The organism is Pseudomonas sp. Z3-8, from assembly GCF_051131975.1.
Classification (GTDB): domain Bacteria; phylum Pseudomonadota; class Gammaproteobacteria; order Pseudomonadales; family Pseudomonadaceae; genus Aquipseudomonas.
This window is the reverse complement of record NZ_CP071643.1, coordinates 165,043-186,469: the sequence shown is the minus strand read 5'-3', so window position 1 is coordinate 186,469 and position 21,427 is coordinate 165,043. Positions and strand designations below refer to the sequence as shown.

General features: G+C 60.8%; 21 protein-coding genes and 1 pseudogene. 11 read left to right on the top strand and 11 right to left on the bottom strand.

The window, feature by feature from the left end:
* Positions 1 to 23: 23 nt before the first annotated feature.
* The 6 genes from J3P94_RS00855 to J3P94_RS00830 form a co-directional block, all read right to left on the bottom strand.
* The gene (locus J3P94_RS00855; RefSeq protein WP_434570757.1) at positions 24 to 803 is read right to left on the bottom strand and encodes an N-acetylmuramoyl-L-alanine amidase; all 780 of its coding nucleotides are present in this window, start codon (positions 801 to 803) and stop codon (positions 24 to 26) included.
* Between the two features lie 99 nt (positions 804 to 902).
* The gene (locus J3P94_RS00850; protein WP_434570755.1) at positions 903 to 2,951 is read right to left on the bottom strand and encodes a diguanylate cyclase; all 2,049 of its coding nucleotides are present in this window, start codon (positions 2,949 to 2,951) and stop codon (positions 903 to 905) included.
* Positions 2,948 to 3,826: an endonuclease/exonuclease/phosphatase family protein gene (locus J3P94_RS00845; protein ID WP_434570753.1), complete on the bottom strand. Its 879-nt coding sequence runs from the start codon at positions 3,824 to 3,826 to the stop codon at positions 2,948 to 2,950. The genes J3P94_RS00850 and J3P94_RS00845 overlap by 4 nt, the downstream gene beginning before the upstream one ends.
* A gap of 14 nt (positions 3,827 to 3,840) precedes the next feature.
* Entirely contained in the window at positions 3,841 to 4,482 is a 642-nt protein-coding gene (locus tag J3P94_RS00840; RefSeq protein ID WP_434570751.1) for a thiol:disulfide interchange protein DsbA/DsbL, read from the bottom strand.
* A gap of 186 nt (positions 4,483 to 4,668) precedes the next feature.
* On the bottom strand, positions 4,669 to 5,280 hold the full coding sequence (locus tag J3P94_RS00835) for a c-type cytochrome (protein WP_305497775.1): 612 nt from the start codon (positions 5,278 to 5,280) through the stop codon (positions 4,669 to 4,671).
* Between the two features lie 45 nt (positions 5,281 to 5,325).
* On the bottom strand, positions 5,326 to 5,616 hold the full coding sequence (locus J3P94_RS00830) for a c-type cytochrome (RefSeq protein WP_030138991.1): 291 nt from the start codon (positions 5,614 to 5,616) through the stop codon (positions 5,326 to 5,328).
* A gap of 191 nt (positions 5,617 to 5,807) precedes the next feature.
* On the opposite strand from J3P94_RS00830, the gene yihA reads away from it, so the two are divergent.
* Positions 5,808 to 6,449, top strand: a complete 642-nt coding sequence (yihA, locus tag J3P94_RS00825; RefSeq protein WP_025211089.1) for a ribosome biogenesis GTP-binding protein YihA/YsxC — start codon at positions 5,808 to 5,810, stop codon at positions 6,447 to 6,449.
* 434 nt (positions 6,450 to 6,883) lie between these two features.
* On the opposite strand, the gene polA is transcribed toward yihA, so the two are convergent.
* Positions 6,884 to 9,652, bottom strand: a complete 2,769-nt coding sequence (gene polA, locus J3P94_RS00820; RefSeq protein WP_434570748.1) for a DNA polymerase I — start codon at positions 9,650 to 9,652, stop codon at positions 6,884 to 6,886.
* 74 nt (positions 9,653 to 9,726) lie between these two features.
* On the opposite strand from polA, the gene J3P94_RS00815 reads away from it, so the two are divergent.
* Together J3P94_RS00815 and J3P94_RS00810 are read left to right on the top strand one after the other, a co-directional pair.
* Positions 9,727 to 10,014, top strand: a complete 288-nt coding sequence (locus tag J3P94_RS00815) for a DUF2782 domain-containing protein (RefSeq protein ID WP_434570746.1) — start codon at positions 9,727 to 9,729, stop codon at positions 10,012 to 10,014.
* 59 nt (positions 10,015 to 10,073) lie between these two features.
* Positions 10,074 to 11,024 (top strand): homoserine kinase, encoded by a 951-nt coding sequence (locus J3P94_RS00810; RefSeq protein ID WP_434570744.1) that lies wholly within the window; start codon positions 10,074 to 10,076, stop codon positions 11,022 to 11,024.
* Between the two features lie 147 nt (positions 11,025 to 11,171).
* Here the strand turns inward: J3P94_RS00810 and znuA are convergent, their stop codons facing one another.
* Positions 11,172 to 12,098, bottom strand: a complete 927-nt coding sequence (gene znuA, locus J3P94_RS00805) for a zinc ABC transporter substrate-binding protein ZnuA (protein WP_434570743.1) — start codon at positions 12,096 to 12,098, stop codon at positions 11,172 to 11,174.
* Positions 12,099 to 12,164: 66 nt separating this feature from the next.
* Between znuA and zur the strand changes: the two genes are divergently transcribed.
* The 4 genes from zur to J3P94_RS00785 are packed head-to-tail and all read left to right on the top strand — an operon-like array spanning position 12,165 to position 14,961.
* Positions 12,165 to 12,647 carry a zinc uptake transcriptional repressor Zur gene (gene zur, locus J3P94_RS00800; protein WP_053126886.1) on the top strand — a complete coding sequence of 161 codons (483 nt, stop codon included), beginning with the start codon at positions 12,165 to 12,167 and terminating at the stop codon, positions 12,645 to 12,647.
* Entirely contained in the window at positions 12,647 to 13,429 is a 783-nt protein-coding gene (znuC, locus tag J3P94_RS00795) for a zinc ABC transporter ATP-binding protein ZnuC (RefSeq protein WP_434570740.1), read from the top strand. Before zur ends, znuC begins: the two co-directional genes overlap by 1 nt.
* Entirely contained in the window at positions 13,422 to 14,210 is a 789-nt protein-coding gene (gene znuB / locus J3P94_RS00790; RefSeq protein ID WP_249876777.1) for a zinc ABC transporter permease subunit ZnuB, read from the top strand. The genes znuC and znuB overlap by 8 nt, the downstream gene beginning before the upstream one ends.
* 37 nt (positions 14,211 to 14,247) lie before the next feature.
* Positions 14,248 to 14,961, top strand: a complete 714-nt coding sequence (locus J3P94_RS00785; protein ID WP_434570738.1) for a PA5502 family lipoprotein — start codon at positions 14,248 to 14,250, stop codon at positions 14,959 to 14,961.
* Between the two features lie 104 nt (positions 14,962 to 15,065).
* On the opposite strand, the gene katE is transcribed toward J3P94_RS00785, so the two are convergent.
* On the bottom strand, positions 15,066 to 17,201 hold the full coding sequence (gene katE / locus J3P94_RS00780; RefSeq protein WP_434570736.1) for a catalase HPII: 2,136 nt from the start codon (positions 17,199 to 17,201) through the stop codon (positions 15,066 to 15,068).
* 266 nt (positions 17,202 to 17,467) lie between these two features.
* Between katE and J3P94_RS00775 the strand changes: the two genes are divergently transcribed.
* The 3 genes from J3P94_RS00775 (at position 17,468) to J3P94_RS00765 (ending at position 19,986) form a co-directional block, all read left to right on the top strand.
* The gene (locus tag J3P94_RS00775; RefSeq protein WP_434570734.1) at positions 17,468 to 18,475 is read left to right on the top strand and encodes a methionine ABC transporter ATP-binding protein; all 1,008 of its coding nucleotides are present in this window, start codon (positions 17,468 to 17,470) and stop codon (positions 18,473 to 18,475) included.
* Complete coding sequence (locus J3P94_RS00770; RefSeq protein WP_305497766.1) at positions 18,475 to 19,137, top strand: methionine ABC transporter permease; 663 nt, start codon at positions 18,475 to 18,477, stop codon at positions 19,135 to 19,137. Before J3P94_RS00775 ends, J3P94_RS00770 begins: the two co-directional genes overlap by 1 nt.
* 78 nt (positions 19,138 to 19,215) lie before the next feature.
* The gene (locus tag J3P94_RS00765; protein WP_434570732.1) at positions 19,216 to 19,986 is read left to right on the top strand and encodes a MetQ/NlpA family ABC transporter substrate-binding protein; all 771 of its coding nucleotides are present in this window, start codon (positions 19,216 to 19,218) and stop codon (positions 19,984 to 19,986) included.
* A 104-nt stretch (positions 19,987 to 20,090) separates the two neighbouring features.
* Here J3P94_RS00765 and J3P94_RS00760 read toward each other — a convergent pair whose 3' ends face one another.
* Positions 20,091 to 20,474 (bottom strand): hypothetical protein, encoded by a 384-nt coding sequence (locus J3P94_RS00760; protein WP_434570730.1) that lies wholly within the window; start codon positions 20,472 to 20,474, stop codon positions 20,091 to 20,093.
* Between the two features lie 130 nt (positions 20,475 to 20,604).
* Positions 20,605 to 20,706 (bottom strand): annotated as a pseudogene (locus J3P94_RS00755) (DUF6124 family protein); the annotation flags it as partial.
* Positions 20,707 to 20,980: 274 nt separating this feature from the next.
* Between J3P94_RS00755 and J3P94_RS00750 the strand changes: the two are divergent.
* Positions 20,981 to 21,355 carry a lysozyme inhibitor LprI family protein gene (locus J3P94_RS00750; protein ID WP_305497763.1) on the top strand — a complete coding sequence of 125 codons (375 nt, stop codon included), beginning with the start codon at positions 20,981 to 20,983 and terminating at the stop codon, positions 21,353 to 21,355.
* The last annotated feature ends 72 nt before the right edge of the window (positions 21,356 to 21,427 follow it).

Sequence of the window (21,427 nt, the reverse complement as noted above, 5' to 3'; positions counted from 1 at the left end):
CCCGATCAGTCGGACGAGCGTCATTATTTTGTCTGGTTAAGCACCTGCAAAATCGCCGCACTTTGGGCGTCCGGCGCGCCGTCGAAACGGCTTGGCCGGTAGCGCATCTGGAAGGCGGCCAATACCTGATGCGTGGCGACGTCCCACTCGCCGGTCCGTGGCGTCGGGTAGCCAAGGCGGGCCAGTTCAGCCTGGAACCAGCTGGCGCTGGGCAGTTGTCCCGCATAAGCCGTCTGCTGACGCGCGACAGCCCCTTCGTCCGGCCAGACACCCAGGCCCGCTTGCGCCAGGCGTTTCCAGGGAAACAGCGGCCCGGGGTCAAGCTTACGCATGGGGGCAATGTCGCTGTGGCCAATGATATTGACCGGACTGATCCCGTTACGACGGGTGATGTCCTTGAGCAGGACAATCAACGATTGCACCTGGGCTTCGCTGTAGGGGTACCAACGACGTCCTTCAGGCGTGTCGACATAGCCCTGATTGACGATTTCGATGCCGATGGAACTGGAGTTGAGCCAGGTTCGGCCCTGCCATTCGCTTTCCCCGGCATGCCAGGCGCGCCGGCTTTCATCCACCAGTTGGTAGATGGTGGCGTCCTTATCGTCGCCGATCAGGTAATGGGCGCTGACTTCGCCATGGGTCAGCAGGGCCAGGGAGCGCTCCAGGGAGGCGGAGGTGTAATGAACCACGACAAACTGGATGCGGCTGTCGTGGTTGACGGAAGGATGGCTGGTATCGAGCCGAGGGCCGCTGGCGCATCCGGCCAAGGCAATCAACGAAAGAATGATCGGGAAAAATTTCATGGCGAGGACATGCCCGAAGAAAATAATGCAACAGTGTAACGTATCGCCCAGTAATGATCCGACCGGGAATTGGATATCACAAAAAAAGGAAGTTGCGCCTTAGCCCAACTCCACCCGGTTGCGTCCCGCGCTTTTAGCCCGATATAGCGCCTGATCGGCTCTTTTCAGCACCAGATCGCTGTGTTCGCCCGGCTTGAAGGCGGTCATTCCCATGGATACCGTGACCGTGACCGGCTCGCCCTTGAAGTGGAACGGACAGGCTTCGATGGCGGCGCGCAAGGCCTCGGCCAGCTTGGCGCCTGCGGCCAGCGACGTGTCTGGCACCAGCAGGACAAATTCCTCACCGCCAAAACGGGCAATGAAATCACTGCCGCGCACGCGCTTGCGCAGTACCGAGGCAATCAGCTTGAGCACTCGGTCACCGGCCAGATGACCGTAGTTGTCGTTGATCCGCTTGAAATGATCGAGGTCGAGCATGGCGATCAACAGACTGTTGCCGTGCCGCTGCCACTGCTCGACCTCATGTTCGAGACGCTCGGTCCAGGCGGCACGGTTGGGCAGCCCGGTGAGCGGATCGATGAGCGCTTTTTGCCGTTGCTCTTCCAGGTTCTCCCGGACAATCAGGGCGTCCTGTTCCATCAGTGCAACGCGCTCGGCGAGGCTCTTCAGACGGGCTGAAACTTCCTTCTCACGCTGGTCACGCTGCTTCTGATGCTGATCCATCGTGCCGATCAGGCCTTCGAGATGATTCTCCAGTACCTGCTTGAGGCCTTCCAGGTCGTCGGCTTGCTGCACGCTGCTCTGCAAGCCATCCACCTGCTCGCGAATCTGGTTGTTCATTTCCCTGGAGGCGGACAGGTTATCGGCGTGGTCCTCGCTGGCGGCCTGCAACGTGCTCTGGAATGATTCCAGCCGATCGTTGAGTCGCTGCAGATACGCTTCGAATTCATGCTGGCCGCTGTCGGTGATCGCCAGCATGAGGACCGCCAGATCGTCGAGGATCGGCAGCAATTCGTACCAGTTCAAGCCGTTTCGCAGGCGCTCGCGCATGGCCTCGGCTTGCGGGCGGTGGCGCTCGGGCAGCGTCAGGTCGCCCAGCAGGCCCAGCAAGGTATCTTCGATATGCCTGGCGACCGAACTGTAGGAGGGTTCCGGGGAGTCGGGCAGGGCGTAGTGGGTCTCATCGGGATCAGCGGATGCCTCAGGCGCCACAGGTTCGGCGGGTTCCGCAGGGGCGATCGGTGCCTCGTCTAGCGGCGGTTCACCCGGCGTCAGTTCGTCGGGATTGTCCAGCGCCGGTACCGGTTTGGCGGGCTCAGGGTCGATCGGTTCCGGCTCGGCGGTCGGCTGGGCAACAGAGGCAACCGATGTTGGCACGGACGCCGGGGCAGGCTCGTCGACCGGAGCATGGGACTCAACCGGCGCTGGCGGCGCATCTGGTGTGGGGGCGTGCTCGACCAGCGGTTCAGGTTCAGATTCAGGTTCAGGTTCAAGTGCAGGTGCAGGTGCAGGTGCGGCGGAGGGCGCTTCGGCTGTCGGCTCGGCAGGAGCCGAAATAACCGCCTTCGGCTCAGGCGTAGCGCCGGGTTGGGCAGGCTCGGGCGACGGTAGCGGCTCTTCATGGCCATGGCCGCCGAACAATCGTTGCAGCAGACCCGGACGGCTCGGCTCGTCGGGCGCGTCCAGCGCGCCCAGCGCCTTGCCCTGCAGGCTGCTCAGCTCACTGAGCAGCAACGGGATTTCCCGGGCCTGGCCAACCCGGGTCTCCAGTTGCTTGGAAAACTTCTTCAGGGGCCGGCTGACGTCCTTCGGCAGCGGCAGCTTTTGCAACTGGACGACCAGGGCGGTCAACGCGGCGCTCATCTGTTCTACCCGGGTCTCGCGGCGCTGCTCGGAATCGAGTACGGCTTTTTCCAGGCGCGGCAGCAGGGCGGCGAGGGCGGCGTCCATGTCATCGGTGCGCACCACTTCGCGCATCTCTTTCATGCACTGGTCTACCGCGCGATCGGTGCCTTCGGCGGCCAGGGTGCTGCGCACCAGGCCACGACGCAGCAGGTCGAGCCGGGCGTCCCAGCGACGCTCGAGCTTTTCCTGTTGCTCGATGCTCTTGAGGTACTTCTCTCTCCAGCGTTCGGCGTCGTCGCTCATTCATCGGATCCGCGAGGGGCAGGACTCAGCGCGGGAAATGCATCGGCCGTGAGCGAACCCGGCAAACGTATTTCGACCGCGACCGGCAGGTGATCGGAAATGGGCTGGGCCAACACTTCGAACCGTTCGAGGGCCAAGGTAGGGCTCAGCAGGATATGGTCCAGGCAGCGCTGGGGGCGCCAGCTGGGAAACGTGGCTTCCAGTTGTGGGGCCAACAGGCCAAGGTCGCGCAGCGGTGAGGTCTGCAACAGGTCATTGGCATGGGTATTCATGTCGCCCATGAGGATTTGGTGCTTGTAGCCGCCAATCAACTCACGAATGTAGGCCAGTTGCATGGTTCGGGTCCGAGCCCCGAGAGCCAGGTGCATCATCACCACTACCAGCGCCTCCGGACCCTCGCCGAAACGCGCCAGGATCGCTCCGCGCCCCTTGGGGCCCGGCAACGGGTGATCCTCGATCGCCCAAGGCCGCAGACGACTCAGCACGCCATTGCTGTGCTGGCCGAGACGACCGAGGTTGCGATTGAGTTGCTGGTACCAATAAGGAAACGCGCCCAGCTGGGCGAGGTGTTCGACCTGATTGACGTAGCCGGAGCGCAGGCTGCCGCCGTCGGCTTCCTGCAAAGCGACCAGGTCGAAATCCTTCAGCAGGTCGCCGATCTTCTGCAGGTTGCCGGCTCGCCCGGTGTGCGGCAGCAGGTGTTGCCAGCCCCGGGTCAGATAGTGCCGGTAGCGCTCGGTGCTGATGCCCACCTGGATGTTGAAGCTGAGCAACCGCAGGCGATTGTCGGCGGGCAGGCCCGTGGACGTGACGTGATGCTCATTGACCTGCGGTTCATGCAGGCCAACGATGCGTTCGGTACTCCAGCGGGCCATGGACGTGGCCGCGCTTAGTTGGCGGCAGCCTTGGTGGCCGCTCGCTCTTTGGCGATCAGTTGGTCGGCCAGTTGCAGCGCTTCGTTTGCGCCGCCAGCGGAGCCGATGTCAAAGCGGTATTTGCCGTTGACGACCATGGTCGGAACGCCGGTGATTTCGTATTTCTTTGCCAACTCGCGGGCCTTGGTGATCTGGCCCTTGATGGCGAAGGAATTGAAGGTTGCCAGGAACTTGTCCTTGTCGACGCCTTGGGTGGCGAGGAACTCGGCCATTTCCTCAGGATCGGTCAGGCGCTTCTTTTCTTTCTGGATGGCATTAAACACCGCTGCGTGAACCTGATGCTCAACGCCCATGGATTCGAGCGTCAGGAACATCTGGCCGTGGGCGTCCCATGGGCCGCCAAACATGGCCGGGATGCGCACGAAATTCACGTCCGAAGGAAGCTTTTCAACCCATGGGTTGATGACCGGCTCAAAGGCATAGCAATGCGGGCAACCGTACCAGAACAGCTCCACGACCTCGATCTTGCCAGGCACCGCCACCGGAACGGGGTTGGTCAATTCGACATAAGGGGCAGCGGGCTTTTCAGCCGCTTGGGCAGTCACGCCGAACAGGCTGGCGGCGACGAGCGCGGCGCTGATGATCAGATTACGCATGCTTTACTCCTGGACAATGAGGTGGCCTCGCGGGGCGTGTTTTTCAGACAGGCCGCCACGGGTTCAGTTTCGCTAGTGTAACGGCAGCGGCCACAAAAAAGGGCGGCCAAAGCCACCCTTTTGATGTTTGCACCGACGGATTAATCGGGCGTTAACGTTGCAAGAGGTTTCCCCCTTGCAGCCGCCTCAATGCAGGCCCTGGATGTAGCTCGAGACTGCCGCGATATCTTCGTCGCTCAGCTTGCGGGCGATGGTGCGCATGGTCATCGCGTCGCCGTCGTTGGCACGACCGCCTTCTTCCTTGCGGAAATCGGTTAACTGCTTGGTGATGTACTGGGCGTGCTGGCCACCCAGATGCGGGAAGCCGGCGGCGGCGTTGCCCTTGCCGTCAGGCGAATGGCAGCCCGTGCAGGCTGGCAGGCCCTTGGCCAGGTTGCCACCACGGAACAGCGCCTCACCCCGTGCCACGAGTTTTGGATCAGCGGCGCCGACGCTGCCTTTCTGGCTGGCGAAGTAGGCCGCGATGTCCGCCAGGTCTTGATCGCTCAGGTTGTTCAGCAGGCCGGTCATTTCCAGCACGACACGCTTGCCGTCCTTGATTTCCTTCAACTGCTTGACCAGGTAACGCTCACCCTGGCCGGCCAGTTTCGGAAAGTTGGGCGCCATGCTGTTGCCATCCGGACCGTGGCAGGCTCCGCACACGGCGGCTTTCGCCTGGCCTGCGGCAGCATCGCCTGCGGCGTGGGCTACACCGGATATCCCCAAGGTCAACAGCAGACTCACGATCAGTTTGTTCATCAGCTAATCCAACTACGGCTAAGGGTTAAGAGTTATGGACCGGGCTTACTCGCTCATCCACTGGATGATGGCTTGGTAATCCTCGGCACTGCAGTCCATGCACAAACCACGCGGCGGCATCGCCTTGAAACCCTGGGTCACGTGTTGCACCAGCGTCCCCATGCCTTTCGCCAACCTCGGCGTCCAGGCTTCGCGGTCACCCTTGCGGGGCGCCGTGGGTAGTTGGCCGGAATGACAGGCACCACAAACACGGTTGTACACAGCTTCCGGATCCTGTGTAGCCTGAGCGCTGTAAAGCGGCATCAAGACACCGGCAGCTAGCAGCCATTTCGTCATAAAACGACCTTTTCAGGGTTGAGAGCGAGCTGCGTTCTAGTGCGCAATTTCGGTCGGTCGCTCCCGTGAACTTCATCCTACGCTGGGACAAAGCGCACACAAAATCTGCGGCATTATATACTGGCGTCACTGAAACGGAAACGACACAGCTTGCCGCGTCCATTCCCGACGCCGCCCACATCGGAAATCCCATGCAACTGAAAAACCCCATCCTCGGCCTGTGCCAACAGTCCACCTTCATGCTCAGCGCCGCCAAAGTCGATCAATGCCCTGACGACGAAGGCTTCGAAGTGGCCTTTGCCGGTCGTTCCAATGCCGGTAAATCCAGCGCGCTGAACACCTTGACCCATGCCAGCCTGGCACGCACCTCGAAAACCCCAGGCCGCACGCAGCTCTTGAACTTCTTCAAGCTAGACGATGAACGCCGTTTGGTCGACCTGCCCGGTTATGGCTACGCAAAAGTGCCGATCCCGCTCAAGCAACATTGGCAGCGTCACCTGGAAGCCTACCTGGGCAGCCGCGAGAGTTTGAAAGGTCTGATCCTGATGATGGACATCCGCCATCCAATGACCGACTTCGACCTGCTGATGCTCGATTGGGCCGTTGCCAGCGGCATGCCGATGCACATCCTGTTGACCAAGGCCGACAAGCTCACCTACGGCGCAGCGAAAAACACCCTGCTCAAAGTGCAGTCGGAAATTCGCAAGGGCTGGGGCGACACAATCACCATCCAGCTGTTCTCCGCGCCCAAGCGCATGGGCCTTGAAGAGGCCTACACGGTGTTGGCGGACTGGATGGAATTGGCGGACAAGGGCAGCGAAGCGGCCGAGTAAGCCAAATCGCAGGCAAAAAAAACCCCGGACTTCGTATGGGGAGGGGGAAGTTCGGGGTCCAAGTTCCGGACCGCTAGGGCGGGGTCCAGATATCTGCCAACACTTAACACAACATAGGAGCATTGAAGGGCTTCACCAGCCATTCAGAATCTCTGAGTAGCAATTCACGGGTTTAGTTCAGATTATTTTTGGTAATAACCGTAGGAATTTTCAGAGCTAACCCTGCCGTACCTGGAGTTTCGCTCATTCAATCTGGAATGGGTTGGCTGGGCTGACACCGACTCCCCGTGGCGAGGGAGCTTGCTCCCGCTGGCCTGCGCAGCAGGCCCCTGCATTGCTTCGGGCAGACCGAATCGCCCGGTTTACGGCTGCTGTGCAGCCGAGCGGGAGCAAGCTCCCTCGCCACAAGAGCCCTAGGCCTCAGGACGTGGGAATCAGTGCGCCTCGTCCCAGTTATTGCCCACGCCCACCTCCACCAGCAGCGGCACGTCCAACGTGGCGGCGGCGCTCATGTGCTGGCGGATTTGCGCGCTCACCTGGTCGACCAGGTCCTCACGAACCTCCAGCACCAATTCGTCGTGCACCTGCAGGATGACTTTCGCATCGAGCCCTGACGTCGCCAGCCAGCCATCGACGGCCACCATGGCTTTCTTGATGATGTCGGCGGCCGTACCCTGCATCGGCGCGTTGATCGCGGTGCGCTCGGCGCCTTTGCGCAGGGCAGGGTTTTTCGCATTGATGTCCGGCAGGTACAACCGGCGCCCGAAAATGGTCTCGACGAAGCCTTGCTCGGCGGCCTGGGCGCGGGTGCGCTCCATGTATTCCAGTACCCCTGGGTAACGCGCGAAGTAGCGGTCGATGTAAGCCTGGGACTGCTTGCGATCAACGCCGATCTGCTTGGCGAGGCCGAACGCGCTCATGCCATAGATCAAGCCGAAATTGATCGCCTTGGCACTGCGGCGCTGGTCATGGCTGACGGCGTCCAGCTCGACCCCGAATACCTCGGCAGCGGTGGCGCGGTGCACGTCCAGGTCGTTGCGAAACGCATGGAGCAGCCCTGCGTCCTTGGCCAGGTGGGCCATGATCCGCAATTCGATCTGCGAGTAGTCCGCTGCCAGCAGCTTGTAGCCTTTCGGCGCGACGAATGCCTGGCGAATCCGCCGCCCTTCGGCGGTGCGGATCGGGATGTTCTGCAGGTTCGGGTCAATGGACGAAAGACGTCCGGTGGCGGCCACAGCCTGTTGATAAGACGTATGAATGCGCCCGGTGCGGCTGTTGATCTGCTCCGGCAGGCGATCGGTATAAGTGCTCTTGAGCTTGCTCAGCGAGCGGTACTGCATCAGCACCTTGGGCAGCGGATAATCCTGCTCGGCCAGTTCGGCGAGCACCGCTTCGGCAGTCGACGCCTGGCCCTTGGCGGTTTTGCTGAGCACCGGCAAACCGAGTTTTTCGTAAAGGATCACGCCCAATTGCTTCGGTGAGCCGAGGTTGAATTCCTCACCGGCGATGGCAAATGCCTCACGCTCCAGTGCCACCAGCTTCTCGCCCAGCTCGACACTCTGGACGCCCAGCAGGTTGGCATCGACCAACGCCCCTTGGCGCTCGATACGCGCCAGGACCGGCATCAACGGCATTTCGATCTCGTTGAGCACCTTGCCCAGGCTTGGCGTGACGGCGAGTTTTTCCTGCAAGGCCTGGTGCAGGCGGAAGGTCACGTCAGCATCCTCAGCGGCGTATAGGCCGGCAAGTTCGAGGGAAATCTGATCGAAACTCAGCTGCTTTACGCCCTTGCCGGCAATGTCCTGGATATCGGTCTTGCTTTGCCCAAGGTATTTCAGCGCCAGGCTGTCCATGTCGTGACGAGTCGCCGTGGAATCGAGCACATAGGATTCAAGCATGGTGTCGAAAGCGATGCCCTGCACCAGGATGCCGTTGTTCTGATCACCATCGATAGCGCAATTGGCCAGGATGTTGATTTCGAATTTGGCATGCTGGCCGACCTTGAGCTTGTCCGGGTTTTCCAGCAATGGCTTGAGCGCCTTGAGCACGGTGTCGCGGTCCAGTTGCTCCGGCACGCCCATGTAGGAATGCGTCAGCGGCAGGTAAGCCGCTTCAAACGGCGCAACCGCGAAGGACAACCCCACCAGTTGCGAGTGTTGGGCGTCGCCACCGTTGGTTTGCGTGACCAGGGAAAACAGCGGCGCCTTTTCAAGCTTGGCCAGCCAGGCGTCGAAGCTCGCCTGGTCGAGGATAAGGTCATACCGCTTCTCGACGCCCGCCGCTGGCTCATCAGCGATTTCAACGATTTCCTGCCCGGCACGTTTGGCGTCGCGCTGGGTTTCTTCGAACCAGCTCTTGAATTCCAACAGGGTGTACAGCTCGGCGAGCTTTTCGTGATCCGGCGTGCCCATCTGCAGGTCGTCGAGGCCAATATCCAGGGGAACGTCGGTCTTGATGGTCGCCAGCTCGTAGGAAAGAAACGCCATTTCCTTGTGCTCTTCCAGCTTGGCGGCCAAAGTCTTGGCACCGCGAATCGGCAGCGTGGCAACGATGTCCAGTTGCGCATACAGCTCGGTCAGGCCACCGTTGACGCCCACCAGAAGGCCGGATGCGGTCTTCGGCCCGATGCCCGGAACGCCCGGGATGTTGTCGGACGAATCGCCCATCAATGCCAGATAATCGATGATCTGCTCCGGAGCGACGCCAAACTTCTCCTTCACGCCAGCCACGTCCAGTGAGCTACCGGTCATCGTGTTGACCAAGGTAATGTGCCCGTCGACCAGCTGCGCCATGTCCTTGTCGCCGGTGGAAATCACCACCGGGCGGTCGGCCGCGGCGCTGCTGCGGGCCAGGGTGCCGATCACGTCGTCGGCTTCGACGTTATCCACGCACAACAAGGGGAAGCCAAGGGCCTTGACGCTGGCGTGCAGCGGCTCGATCTGCACGCGCATGTCGTCTGGCATGCTTGGGCGATTGGCCTTGTACTCGGCGTACAGCGCATCGCGAAACGTCCCACCCTTCGCGTCGAAGACCACCGCGAACGGACTGTCCGGATACTGCTTGCGCAGGCTCTTGAGCATGTTCAGCACGCCCTTGACCGCACCGGTCGGCAGGCCTTTGGACGTGGTCAGCGGTGGCAGCGCGTGAAAGGCGCGGTACAGATAAGAAGAACCGTCCACCAGGACGAGGGGGGCTTGGCTCATGAGCAGGATCAACCTTTTCGGCGGGTCCGGGGCTAGAATAGCGGGACCGTTGACGACAAAGGGACAAGGTTATCATGCGTACACTAAATCGCCTGTTACTGGCTGGCTTGTTTGCATTCACACCGTTGGCCGTCATGGCGGCGGATGACGCTCCTTCGGCGGACCCGGATGTCACCATCCGCACCGAAGGCGACAGAACCATTCAGGAATATCGGCAAAACGGCTTCCTGTACGCGATCAAGGTCACGCCCAAGAACGGCAAGCCTTATTTCCTGGTACGCGCCGACGGTAGCGATGGCAATTTCATACGTTCGGACCAGCCGGATATGCTGATCCCCTCGTGGAAAATCTTTGAGTGGTGATACCGCTCGCGACTTCAACCGGCGCCCGCTGAAGGGCGCCCGTACTGGCAGCTTTAACCATGTCTGTGTTCACGCCCCTGGCTCGGCCCGAGCTGGAAACCTTTCTCGCCCCTTACGGGCTCGGCCGCCTGCTTGATTTCCAGGGGATCGCCGCCGGCAGCGAAAACACCAATTTTTTCATCAGCCTGGAACAGGGCGAGTTCGTCCTGACGCTGGTCGAGCGCGGCCCGGTGCAGGAGATGCCGTTCTTCATCGAACTGCTGGACGTGCTGCACGGCGCCAATTTGCCGGTGCCTTACGCCTTGCGCACCACCGAGGGGGTCGCACTGGGGGAACTGGCCGGCAAACCGGCGCTGCTGCAACCGCGCCTGGCCGGCAAGCACGTCAAGCAGGCCAACGCCCAGCATTGCGCCCAGGTCGGTGAATTGCTTGCGCATCTGCACTTGGCCACCAAGGACAACATGATCAAACGCAAGACTGATCGCGGCCTGGATTGGATGCAGGAGGAGGGCGGCAATCTGCTGTCGCACCTCGATGCAGAGGCCCGTCAGCTGCTGCAAGCTGCGCTGGACGAAATCGCGCTGCGGAAGGTCGGCATCCTGGCGCTGCCCCGCGCCAACATCCATGCAGACCTGTTCCGCGACAATGCGATGTTCGAGGGCACGCACCTGACCGGACTGATCGACTTCTACAACGCATGCTCCGGGCCGATGCTGTACGACGTCGCCATCGCGTTGAATGACTGGTGTTCGAATGACGACGGTGTGCTCGATGGCCCACGGGCGAGGGCATTGCTGGGCGCCTATGCGGCGCTACGGCGGTTCACCGCCGCCGAGGCGCATTTGTGGCCAACCATGCTGCGTGTGGCATGCGTGCGGTTCTGGCTGTCGCGGTTGATCGCCGCCGAATCGTTCGCGGGGCAAGATGTGTTGATCCACGATCCGATGGAGTTCCAGCAGCGCTTGGCGCAGCGGCAGACGGTTCATACGGTGTTGCCGTTCGCCCTCTGACCGGCGGATGTGAATGCCTTTGTGGCGAGGGAGCTTGCTCCCGCTCGGTTGCGCAGCGACCGCTAGATTTTTAGGGCCGCTTCGCCCGAAGCGTCGGACCGGCCCAGCGGGAGCAAGCTCCCTCGCCACGGGTTATGCGGTAGCAGGCTATAGCGACTCCAAACACCCCGCCAAATCATTGCCCAACTTTTCCAACAACTGCTCATACCCCTGCGCCGTCGCCGGGGTGTAGCCACCCAGTGCGTCCAGCTCAGCCAGCTTGACCGGCAACCCGGCCACCAGCGTCTCGGCCAGGCGCGGACGCAGCGGCGGTTCGCTGAAGACACAAGTCTTGCCCACCGCCTGCAAGCGTGTGCGCATCGCCGCCACGTGCTGGGCACCGGGCTGGACCTCGGCGGCCACGGCGAAAACCCCGGCGTGCTTGAGGCCGTAGTTGTCCTCGAAATAGTCGAACGCTTCGTGGAACACGAAATACGGCTTGCCTGCGACCCCGGCCAGACGCGCCTTGAGGCGTGCGTCCAACGCATCGAGGCGCTGGTTGAAAGCCTTGAGGTTGCTTTCATAGCGGGCCGCGTTCGCCGGATCCGCCGCGCTCAGGTCGGCAGCCATTTTGGCGGCGATCACCCGGGCGTTCAGCGGCGACAGCCACAAGTGGGCATCCACGGTGCCGGGACGATGGTCGTGGTCATGTTCGTCGGCATGCTCTTCGTCCTCGTGGGACGCGCTGTCCTGGGCGAAATGACGCAACTTGAGCCCCGGCAGATCCTGCACGGCGACGGAAGGCTGCGTACGACCATTCAACACACGTGGCAGGAAACCTTCCATGTCTGGGCCGATCCAGTAAAGCAGGTCCACCGACTGCACCTTCCGTACGTCGGATGGCCGCAGCGCATAGTGGTGAGGCGAGGCACCAGGGGGCAACAGCACTTCCGGAACGGCCACGCCGTCCTGCACCGCGGCGGCAATCAGTTGCAGCGGCTTGATGCTGGTTAGTACCTTGACGTCGGCCCGGGCCGGGCCAATCAGCAGAAATGTTGCGACAAAAGCGACAAAGAGCGAAAAAATTCGGGACACGATGACCACTCGAAGAGGCGAGAACGGGTAACATAATAACGTCTCTCACTAAACTCGTCGCTGCCCATGCCCATTACCCCCCTTGCCAGTCGTCCCCATGATCATTCCCATTGCGTGCACAGCGCGCTGTCCGAGGCCGATGCCATTTGCGCGCGCCAGGGCCTGCGGCTGACGGCCTTGCGTCGGCGAGTGCTGGAGCTGGTCTGGCAAAGCCACAAGCCGCTGGGTGCCTACGACATCCTCGCGGTACTCAGCGAGCAGGACGGCCGCCGCGCCGCGCCGCCGACAGTCTACCGGGCGCTGGATTTCCTGCTGGAAAACGGCTTGGTCCATCGCATTTCTTCGCTAAACGCCTTCGTTGGCTGCAACCATCCGGAGCACGCCCACCAAGGCCAGTTCCTGATCTGCCGCGAATGTCATGCGGCCATCGAGCTGGAACAGAAGTCCATCAGCGACGCGATCGTCGCCAGCGCCAAGGACGTCGGCTTCGTGGTCGACACCCAGACCGTCGAAGTGGTCGGCCTGTGCTCCGGTTGCCAGGGGGCCTGATGAGCAACGCGTTGATCCGCCTCGAACAGGTGGCCGTGACGTTCGCCGGGCAGAGCGTGCTGGACAACATCCACCTGAGCGTCGAACCGGGGCAGATCGTCACCTTGATCGGCCCCAACGGCGCCGGCAAGACCACCCTGGTGCGCGCCGTGCTGGGCCTGCTCAAGCCGGACAGCGGCAGCGTCTGGCGCAAGCCCCGGCTGCGTGTCGGCTACATGCCGCAGAAACTCCACGTCGACCCGACCTTGCCGCTGTCCGTGCTGCGCTTTCTGCGCCTGGTGCCGGGCGTCGACCGCGAGCGAGCCTTGGCGGCGCTGAAGGAAGTCGGCGCCGAGCACGTGATCGACAGCCCGGTGCAGAGTGTGTCCGGCGGCGAGATGCAGCGTGTATTGCTGGCCCGCGCCCTGTTGCGCGAGCCCGAGCTGCTGGTGCTCGACGAGCCCGTGCAAGGCGTCGATGTGGCGGGACAGGCCGAGCTTTACAGCTTGATCACCCGCCTGCGCGACCGCCACGGCTGCGGGGTATTGATGGTGTCGCACGACCTTCACCTGGTGATGAGCACCACCGACCAGGTGGTCTGTCTGAACCGTCACGTCTGCTGCTCCGGGCATCCCGAGCAAGTCAGTGGCGATCCGGCCTTTGTCGAGTTGTTCGGAAAAAACGCACAAAGCCTGGCGATTTATCACCACCATCATGACCATTCCCATGACCTGCACGGTTCGGTGGTCAGCGCTCCTTCTGCTTCCACTCATGTTCATGGAGACGGCTGCAAGCATGGCTGATTTTCTGTTGTACGCCCTGCTTGCAGGTTTGGCGCTGGCGCTGGTGGCCGGCCCCTTGGGCTCGTTCGTGGTCTGGCGGCGCATGGCCTATTTCGGCGACACCTTGTCCCACGCGGCGCTGCTCGGCGTGGCCATGGGGTTTCTGCTGGACGTCAGCCCCGCCATCGCGGTGACCGTGGGTTGCCTGCTGCTCGCGGTGGTGCTGGTGACCTTGCAACAGCGCCAGCCGCTGGCGTCCGACACCCTGCTGGGCATCCTGGCCCCCAGCACGCTGTCCCTCGGGCTGGTGGTGCTCAGCTTCATGCGCGACGTGCGGATCGACCTGATGGCCTATCTGTTCGGCGATCTACTGGCGATCAGTCCGATGGACCTGGCCTGGATCCTCGGCGGTAGCGCGGCGGTATTGTTGTTGCTCGTGGCGCTGTGGCGTCCGTTGCTGGCAGTTACCGTCCATGAGGAGCTGGCACGGGTCGAGGGCCTGCCCGTGGTGGGCCTGCGATTGGCGCTGATGCTGTTGATCGCAGTGGTGATTGCCGTGGCGATGAAGATCGTTGGTGTATTGCTGATTACTTCATTGCTGATCATTCCGGCGGCTGCGGCACAGCGTCACGCCCGCTCACCGGAGCAGATGGCCCTGGGCGCAAGCCTGCTGGGCATGCTCGCGGTGTGTGGCGGGCTGGCGTTGTCGTGGTTCAAGGACACTCCGGCCGGACCGTCGATCGTGGTCAGCGCGGCGGCGTTGTTTCTGCTGAGTTTTGTCCTGCCCCGTCGAGGGGTGTAGACTTGCTCGCTTTTTGCGCAATTAGAGAGTCGCAGGAATGAAGCCGTTCGCCTCCCGTTATCTGCTCCTTGTCGCGTTTTCCCTGCTGCTGGGCGCCTGCCAGAGCACGCCGCCGACCGTCGAAACCCCGGATACCCGGGGCCCGGCCGTCGCGCAGCTCGAACAGAGCCTGGCCAGCAATGAATTGGCCACAGCAGAAGGCCAGTTGGCCGCGTTGCAAGCCCAGACGCCTGAAGATCCGTCGCTGGAGCCTTACCAGCGGCAACTGGCCGAGGCGTACTTGCGCCGCAGCCAGATCGACCTGCAAAAAGGCGATGTAAACGCCGCCGCCACCGCCCTGAGCCGGGCTCGCGCGCTGATGCCAAAAGCGCCGGCACTTACCGGCGAAGTGAACAGTGCGATCGCCCAGGCCCGCAAGGCCGAGCTGGAAAAAGCCGAAGCCGCCCTCCAGGCCGCCGAAGCCAAGCCGGTTGCAAGGGTGATCGACCCGAGTGCGCAGAGCACCACAGTTGCGCTGAATATCGGCGATATCCAGAAAATGCGTCATCAATTGGACGCCATCGCCGCCGATGTGGTGAATTATCAGTGCGACGTCAGCATCCAGGCACCGCGCACCGATGATTACCCTTGGTTGGCGACATTGCTGACCAAGCGGGTCAAGAAACTCGATCCCGGGTTCTATCTGAAACTGCAGAAGCAGATCTTGCGCAGCGTGCCGGCGCAAGTGGTTCTGACTCCGCGTAAGCTCTGAAAGCTTCGCGAGCAGGCTCGCTCCCACATGGGTGTTGTGAACGACACATAACCCTGTGGGAGCGAGCCCGCTCGCGAAGGCGTCCTACCAAACAACAAATCTCTTCAGGCTGGAATAGCCTTGGCCTTAGGCTCCCGCGCCCAAACCCGATGCTGGGCAATCGCGTCAAAAAAAGCCTGGAACTTGCCCGCATCAGCGTCCGGAATCAGCCCCGCATCCGCCTCCAGCTTCAACAACACCAGTAATTGCCGCGCTTCGCCATGCAGCGCGATGGCCTTCAGGTGCTTGTAGGCTTCCAACAGGTAATGCAACGCCACGCCATCGGCACTCAGCGCCTTGATCGACTCCACCCCTCCCGGCACGAACACCGCGTCAAAGGCAATCGACGGCAAGCCTTCCATGGACGCATCCACCGGCAGCGTCTGCCCAGCGGCGGTGGTCACCGGCGCGGAGGTTGGGCCGAGGATTTTCGCGTGGGCCCCTTCGGCTTCCAGTGCCTGCTTGAGCGCATCGATGATTGTCCCCTCGACGCCATTGGCCACCAACACCGCGACCTTGCGGGTTTTGATATCGCCGGACAGCAGATTGGCCTGGCTCAACGCCGGGGACTGCTCCAGGGAAGGCGTCGGAACATCGACCGTACCGGCAGTGGGAGCCGGCAATCCAAGGTTCTTCGCAACTCGCCCGGCCAGTTCCAGATCGATGTTGGCGAGAATCTCGTTCACCTGCCGCGCCCTGATGAACTCGCGTTCCACTTTGCCCAGTTCGAAGCTGTACGCCGCGATGATGTGCTCTTGCTCGTGGGCGCTCATGCTCTTGTAGAACAACCGCGCCTGGGAGAAATGATCGCCGAACGAATCGCTGCGCTGGCGAATCTTGTGGGCGTCGATGCGCTCCGGATAACTTTCGAAACCACCATCCTGCGGACCGGGCGGGGTTTCCTTCGGCCAGCCGCCATCGATGGAGTTCGGCTCGTAGGACGCGCGCCCCTTGTCGATAGTGGTGCGGTGCATGGCATCACGCTGGCCGTTGTGCACCGGGGTGATGGCGCGGTTGATTGGCAGCTCATGAAAGTTCGGCCCACCGAGTCGGCTGATCTGCGTATCGGTGTAGGAAAACAGCCGGCCTTGCAGCAATGGGTCGTTACTGAAATCAATGCCCGGCACGATATGTCCGGGGCAGAACGCAACCTGCTCGACTTCGGCAAAGAAGTTGTCCGGGTTGCGGTTCAGCACCATCTTGCCCAGCGGCGTAATGGGTACCAGCTCTTCGGGGATGATCTTGGTCGGGTCGAGCAGGTCGAAGTCGAACTTGTGCTCGTCTTCCTCGGCGACAATCTGTACGCCAAATTCCCACTCGGGGTAGTCGCCCATCTCGATCGACTCCCAGAGATCGCGACGGTGGTAATCAGTGTCCTTGCCCGCGAGCTTCTGGGCTTCGTCCCATACCAGGGAACAGGTCCCGGCTTTGGGCCGCCAGTGGAACTTGACGAAGCTGCTGCGGCCTTCGGCGTTGATCATGCGAAAGGTGTGCACGCCGAAACCCTGCATGGAACGCAGGCTTTTCGGGATCGCCCGGTCGGACATCGCCCAGATCACCATATGAGCCGATTCCGGCACCAGCGAGACAAAATCCCAGAAGGTGTCGTGGGCCGATCCGCCGGTGGGGATTTCGTTATGGGGCTCGGGTTTCACCGCATGGACGAAATCCGGAAACTTCACCGCATCCTGGATGAAGAACACCGGCATGTTGTTGCCCACCAGATCGAAGTTGCCTTCGTCGGTGAAGAATTTCACTGCAAAGCCGCGCACGTCCCGCACCGTGTCACCGGAACCCCGTGGGCCCTGCACGGTGGAAAAACGTACAAACACTGGCGTCTTTTTACCTGGGTCTTGCAGGAAACCGGCCTTGGTCAGGGCCGCATGCGATTCGTAGGCTTGAAAGTAGCCATGGGCACCGGTCCCTCGGGCGTGAACGATGCGCTCGGGAATACGTTCATGGTCAAAATGCGTGATTTTTTCACGCATGATGAAGTCTTCCAGCAACGACGGCCCACGCGGCCCGACGCGGAGGGTGTTCTGGTTATCGGCGATCTTCACGCCCTGATTGGTGCGCAAGGCCTGTTCGGTGGCATCGGAGCGAAACTGCTCGAGGCTCTCCAGCTTGGCGTTGGTATTGCTGCGATCCAGCGTGTCGGTCCCGGCCATCTGGCTGGGGGCGGCAGGTTTTTTAGTGCTCATCAGGCATGACTCCTCGTTGCGATCCCCGCCGTGGCCAGGACCCGTGAGTTCGATGCGCCAGGCACGGTACCTGGGCATATGTGGAGGTGCCTAATGAGTGACCGATACCGTTTCGCTGTGTTCCTTTTTTATGTCCTTTGATCGCCTTATTGCCAAATCGCTGGTTCAATCTCAAATAAATGCTAAGAACCTCTATACGGACAGGCTAAAATGCGCGCCCGGCTTACCGCTGATCCTTTTCCACCGCGCCCCACAAGGTTCGCTACGTGATCGAGTTTCAAAACGTCCATAAAACCTACCGGGTTGCCGGTAGGGATATCCCCGCGCTGCACCCGACCAGTCTGACCATTCAGAACGGTCAGGTCTTCGGCCTGATCGGCCATTCCGGTGCGGGAAAAAGTACCCTGCTGCGCCTGATCAATCGCCTGGAAGATTCCAGCGGCGGCAAGATCATCGTCGACGGCGAAGAAGTCACCGCGCTGGACGCCAACGGCCTGCGCCGTTTTCGCCAGCAGGTCGGGATGATTTTCCAGCACTTCAATCTGCTCGCGTCCAAGACCGTGGCCGACAACGTGGCCATGCCACTGACGCTGGCGGGCGAACTGTCGCGCAGCGACATCGACCGTCGCGTTGCCGAATTGCTGGCGCGGGTAGGGCTGTCCGACCACGCCCGCAAATACCCGGCGCAGTTGTCCGGCGGCCAGAAGCAGCGCGTCGGCATCGCCCGCGCCCTGGCAACCAAGCCGAAGATCCTGTTGTGCGACGAAGCCACCAGCGCGCTCGACCCACAGACCACCGCCTCGGTGCTGCAACTGCTGGCAGAGATCAACCGTGAGCTTAAGCTGACCATCGTACTGATCACCCATGAGATGGACGTGATCCGGCGTGTCTGCGATGAAGTTGCGGTGATGGACGCCGGCGTGATCGTCGAGCAAGGCCCGGTAGCCGAGGTGTTCCTGCACCCCAAGCATCCGACCACCAAGCGTTTCGTCCAGGAAGACGAGCAGATCGACGAAAGCGAACAGCGCGACGACTTCGCTCACGTCCCAGGGCGCATCGTGCGTCTGACATTCCAGGGCGAAGCGACCTACGCGCCGTTGCTTGGAACCGTCGCTCGCGAAACCGGTGTGGACTACAGCATCCTGGCCGGTCGTATCGACCGCATCAAAGACACCCCCTACGGGCAACTGACCCTCGCCATCACCGGCGGTGACATGGAAGCGGCCTTCGCCCGCTTCACCGCGGCCGATGTCCACATGGAGGTGCTGCGCTGATGGAATTTTTTGCAAACATCGACTGGCTGGAAATCTGGCTGGCAACCGGCGACACCTTCCTGATGCTGTTCGGTTCGCTGCTGTTCACCGTACTGCTCGGCCTGCCGCTGGGCGTGTTGCTGTTTCTCTGCAGCCCGCGCCAATTGCTTGAAGCCCGGGGCCTCTACGCGCTGCTGTCGCTGATCGTGAACATCCTGCGTTCGCTGCCATTCATCATCCTGTTGATCGTGATGATCCCGTTCACGGTGTTGATCACCGGCACGTCGTTGGGCGTGGCCGGCGCGATCCCGCCACTGGTGGTGGGCGCAACGCCATTCTTCGCCCGCCTGGTGGAAACCGCCCTGCGCGAAGTCGATCGCGGCATCATCGAAGCGACCCAGGCCATGGGCGCTACCACGCGACAGATCATCGTCAACGCATTGCTGCCGGAAGCCCGTCCGGGCATTTTCGCAGCGATTACGGTGACAGCGATTACTTTGGTGTCCTACACGGCCATGGCCGGTGTGGTCGGCGCTGGTGGCCTGGGCGACCTGGCGATCCGCTTCGGCTACCAGCGTTTCCAGACCGACGTGATGGTGGTCACGGTGGTGTTGCTGCTGGTGCTGGTCCAGGTCCTGCAAACCGTGGGCGACAAATTGGTTGTGCATTTCTCTAGAAAATAAGGCCTCGCGCCAATAAACCATGAGCCGGCCATTCGCTGGCAGGCGCCAAGAGCAGGCGCCTCAAAAGGAGTTAGCTGAATGAAAAAACTACTGGTCGCCTTCGCTGCCGCCGCAGCGTTCTCCGCACACGCCGACACCCTGACCGTCGCGGCCACGCCGGTTCCTCACGCGGAAATTCTCGAGTTCGTCAAACCGGCATTGGCGAAGGAAGGCGTGGACCTCAAGGTCAAAGTCTTCACCGACTACGTCCAGCCCAACGTACAAGTCGCCGAAAAGCGCCTGGACGCCAACTTCTTCCAGCACCAGCCGTACCTGGATGAGTTCAACAAGGCCAAGGGCACGAATCTGGTGAGCGTAGCCGGTGTGCACCTGGAACCCCTGGGCGCGTACTCCAGCAAGTACAAGGCACTTACAGAACTGCCAGGCGGCGCCAATGTCGTGATCCCGAACGATGCTACCAATGGCGGCCGTGCGCTGTTATTGCTGGCCAAAGCAGGGCTGATCAAGCTCAAGGACTCGAACAACATCCTGTCGACTACCAAAGACATCACCGAGAATTCGAAGGATCTGAAGTTCCGTGAGCTGGAAGCGGCAACCATTCCGCGCGTGCTGACTCAAGTGGATCTGGCATTGATCAATACCAACTATGCGTTGGAGGCCAAGCTTGACCCTTCCAAGGATGCGCTGGTAATCGAAGGCAACGACTCGCCTTACGTGAATATTCTGGTAGCCCGTCCGGACGACAAGGACAGCGAGGCCATGAAGAAACTGGTTGCAGCGCTGCATACGCCGGAAGTGAAGGCGTTTATTCTCGAGAAGTACAAAGGGGCGGTTCTGCCGGCGTTTTGAGCTGATCGAGCAATAAAAAAGCGGGGCTGCATTTACACGCAGCCCCGCTTTTTTATGCTCGAGTTGGCTTATAAATATTCCTCGCAAATACTTTAACCTAGAATTTATTTCGCACGGAAATAACGGATGGCGAAGCTTAATTTTCTGACTGCATAGATAATCAACACAGATAAAATCACTACAGAGACTGTAACTCCAGCGATATTGATACCTATCATAAATTGGGCGTAGATCGACAGAAGAACCGAAAGAGCAATGTAACTTGCCATCGTTTTATTTCTAGTGACTAATAACAGCGGAATCGCGCTAATGATGAGTGCATGGCTAAGGACAACGAACAGAATCTCCGCACTTAGCTGATAGGGAATGCCTCCAGACCTTGCCTCCTCGATTATGATCATGGCTTCGTGCAGAAGAAGCTGTAGGGCTCCAACGACGGCAACGCTGATTCCCATAAGCGATAAGGAATGAATTTTTTTGACGTTCATTGTGCTTTCCAAGCGACGGATGTCAGGCAGGATATCGCCTGGCACTGGATAAAGGGAGCGCTTGCAGCCCTCAACGCATGCCTCAACGAAAACCCAACGCGAAGCGTCGGGTTTTCGTTGAGAGCTGTCGCTATTGGGGATCGACGTTATCCAACACCCGATTCGCCAGCAATGAACTCAGCTCAATCAACTGCTGGATGCCAAGGAGGATGTGACGGCGGGGGCCTTCCAAGGATTTATGCGGTTTGTCTGTAGGAATGTGTCGGCCTTTTGGGGCTGCTGTGCAGCCCCAGCGGGAGCAAGCTCCCTCGCCACGAGTGTTTGACCGGCTTGGGGATGAGTGGGGATACCCCTCGCTCGATACGGTAGCTACTTGTTTTTCGTTCCGAAAGGAGGGCGAAGGGCGGAGGGTCGAACCATAGATCCGCTTCATTGTTCTACGACCCTCATGATAAATTCCCCGCCGCGACCTCTAATCAATAGAGGGCATTCAGGGAGAGAAGTGAGTGATCAAGTCTTTGTTGGTTGGGGCATTGCTGGCAATGGCATCAGCATCGGCGTCTGCGATGAGTTGCGATAACCCTAGAAACGCCTATGACAGAACCTATTGCGCGTCGCTGAAAATGGTTCAGTCGGACCAGGAAATCAACGAGCAATACAAGAAGACGATGAGTGCCCTGAACCCGGATCAAAAGAAGAAGGTGAAAGCCGCTCAGATCCAGTGGATCAAGATTCGTGACAACGCCTGTTCCAACGATGGCCTGCTCTACCTGGACTGTGCCAATGAGAAGACCGAGGCGCGTATCGTCATACTCAAGGCTGTCGAGCGCGAGTGCCGCGCTGCCGGTTGCGACGACGCCAAACTGTCGCAAGTCGAGTAACCCGCACATAAAAACCCGACGTAAAGCGTCGGGTTTTTCTTTGGCGGGGTTCGCTCGCTATCGCGGCTCAGC

Excerpts from the sequence above, each read along its gene's own strand:
- J3P94_RS00855 (WP_434570757.1), bottom strand. The coding sequence starts at position 803 with ATGAAATTTTTCCCGATCATTCTTTCGTTGATTGCCTTGGCCGGATGC.
- zur (WP_053126886.1), top strand. The coding sequence starts at position 12,165 with ATGCCCATTACCCCCCTTGCCAGTCGTCCCCATGATCATTCCCATTGC.
- J3P94_RS00840 (WP_434570751.1), bottom strand. The coding sequence starts at position 4,482 with ATGCGTAATCTGATCATCAGCGCCGCGCTCGTCGCCGCCAGCCTGTTC.
- yihA (WP_025211089.1), top strand. The coding sequence starts at position 5,808 with ATGCAACTGAAAAACCCCATCCTCGGCCTGTGCCAACAGTCCACCTTC.
- J3P94_RS00835 (WP_305497775.1), bottom strand. The coding sequence starts at position 5,280 with ATGAACAAACTGATCGTGAGTCTGCTGTTGACCTTGGGGATATCCGGT.
- J3P94_RS00810 (WP_434570744.1), top strand. The coding sequence starts at position 10,074 with ATGTCTGTGTTCACGCCCCTGGCTCGGCCCGAGCTGGAAACCTTTCTC.
- polA (WP_434570748.1), bottom strand. The coding sequence starts at position 9,652 with ATGAGCCAAGCCCCCCTCGTCCTGGTGGACGGTTCTTCTTATCTGTAC.
- J3P94_RS00770 (WP_305497766.1), top strand. The coding sequence starts at position 18,475 with ATGGAATTTTTTGCAAACATCGACTGGCTGGAAATCTGGCTGGCAACC.
- znuC (WP_434570740.1), top strand. The coding sequence starts at position 12,647 with ATGAGCAACGCGTTGATCCGCCTCGAACAGGTGGCCGTGACGTTCGCC.
- znuB (WP_249876777.1), top strand. The coding sequence starts at position 13,422 with ATGGCTGATTTTCTGTTGTACGCCCTGCTTGCAGGTTTGGCGCTGGCG.
- J3P94_RS00765 (WP_434570732.1), top strand. The coding sequence starts at position 19,216 with ATGAAAAAACTACTGGTCGCCTTCGCTGCCGCCGCAGCGTTCTCCGCA.
- J3P94_RS00845 (WP_434570753.1), bottom strand. The coding sequence starts at position 3,826 with ATGGCCCGCTGGAGTACCGAACGCATCGTTGGCCTGCATGAACCGCAG.
- katE (WP_434570736.1), bottom strand. The coding sequence starts at position 17,201 with ATGAGCACTAAAAAACCTGCCGCCCCCAGCCAGATGGCCGGGACCGAC.
- J3P94_RS00785 (WP_434570738.1), top strand. The coding sequence starts at position 14,248 with ATGAAGCCGTTCGCCTCCCGTTATCTGCTCCTTGTCGCGTTTTCCCTG.
- J3P94_RS00830 (WP_030138991.1), bottom strand. The coding sequence starts at position 5,616 with ATGACGAAATGGCTGCTAGCTGCCGGTGTCTTGATGCCGCTTTACAGC.
- J3P94_RS00815 (WP_434570746.1), top strand. The coding sequence starts at position 9,727 with ATGCGTACACTAAATCGCCTGTTACTGGCTGGCTTGTTTGCATTCACA.
- J3P94_RS00760 (WP_434570730.1), bottom strand. The coding sequence starts at position 20,474 with ATGAACGTCAAAAAAATTCATTCCTTATCGCTTATGGGAATCAGCGTT.
- J3P94_RS00850 (WP_434570755.1), bottom strand. The coding sequence starts at position 2,951 with ATGAGCGACGACGCCGAACGCTGGAGAGAGAAGTACCTCAAGAGCATC.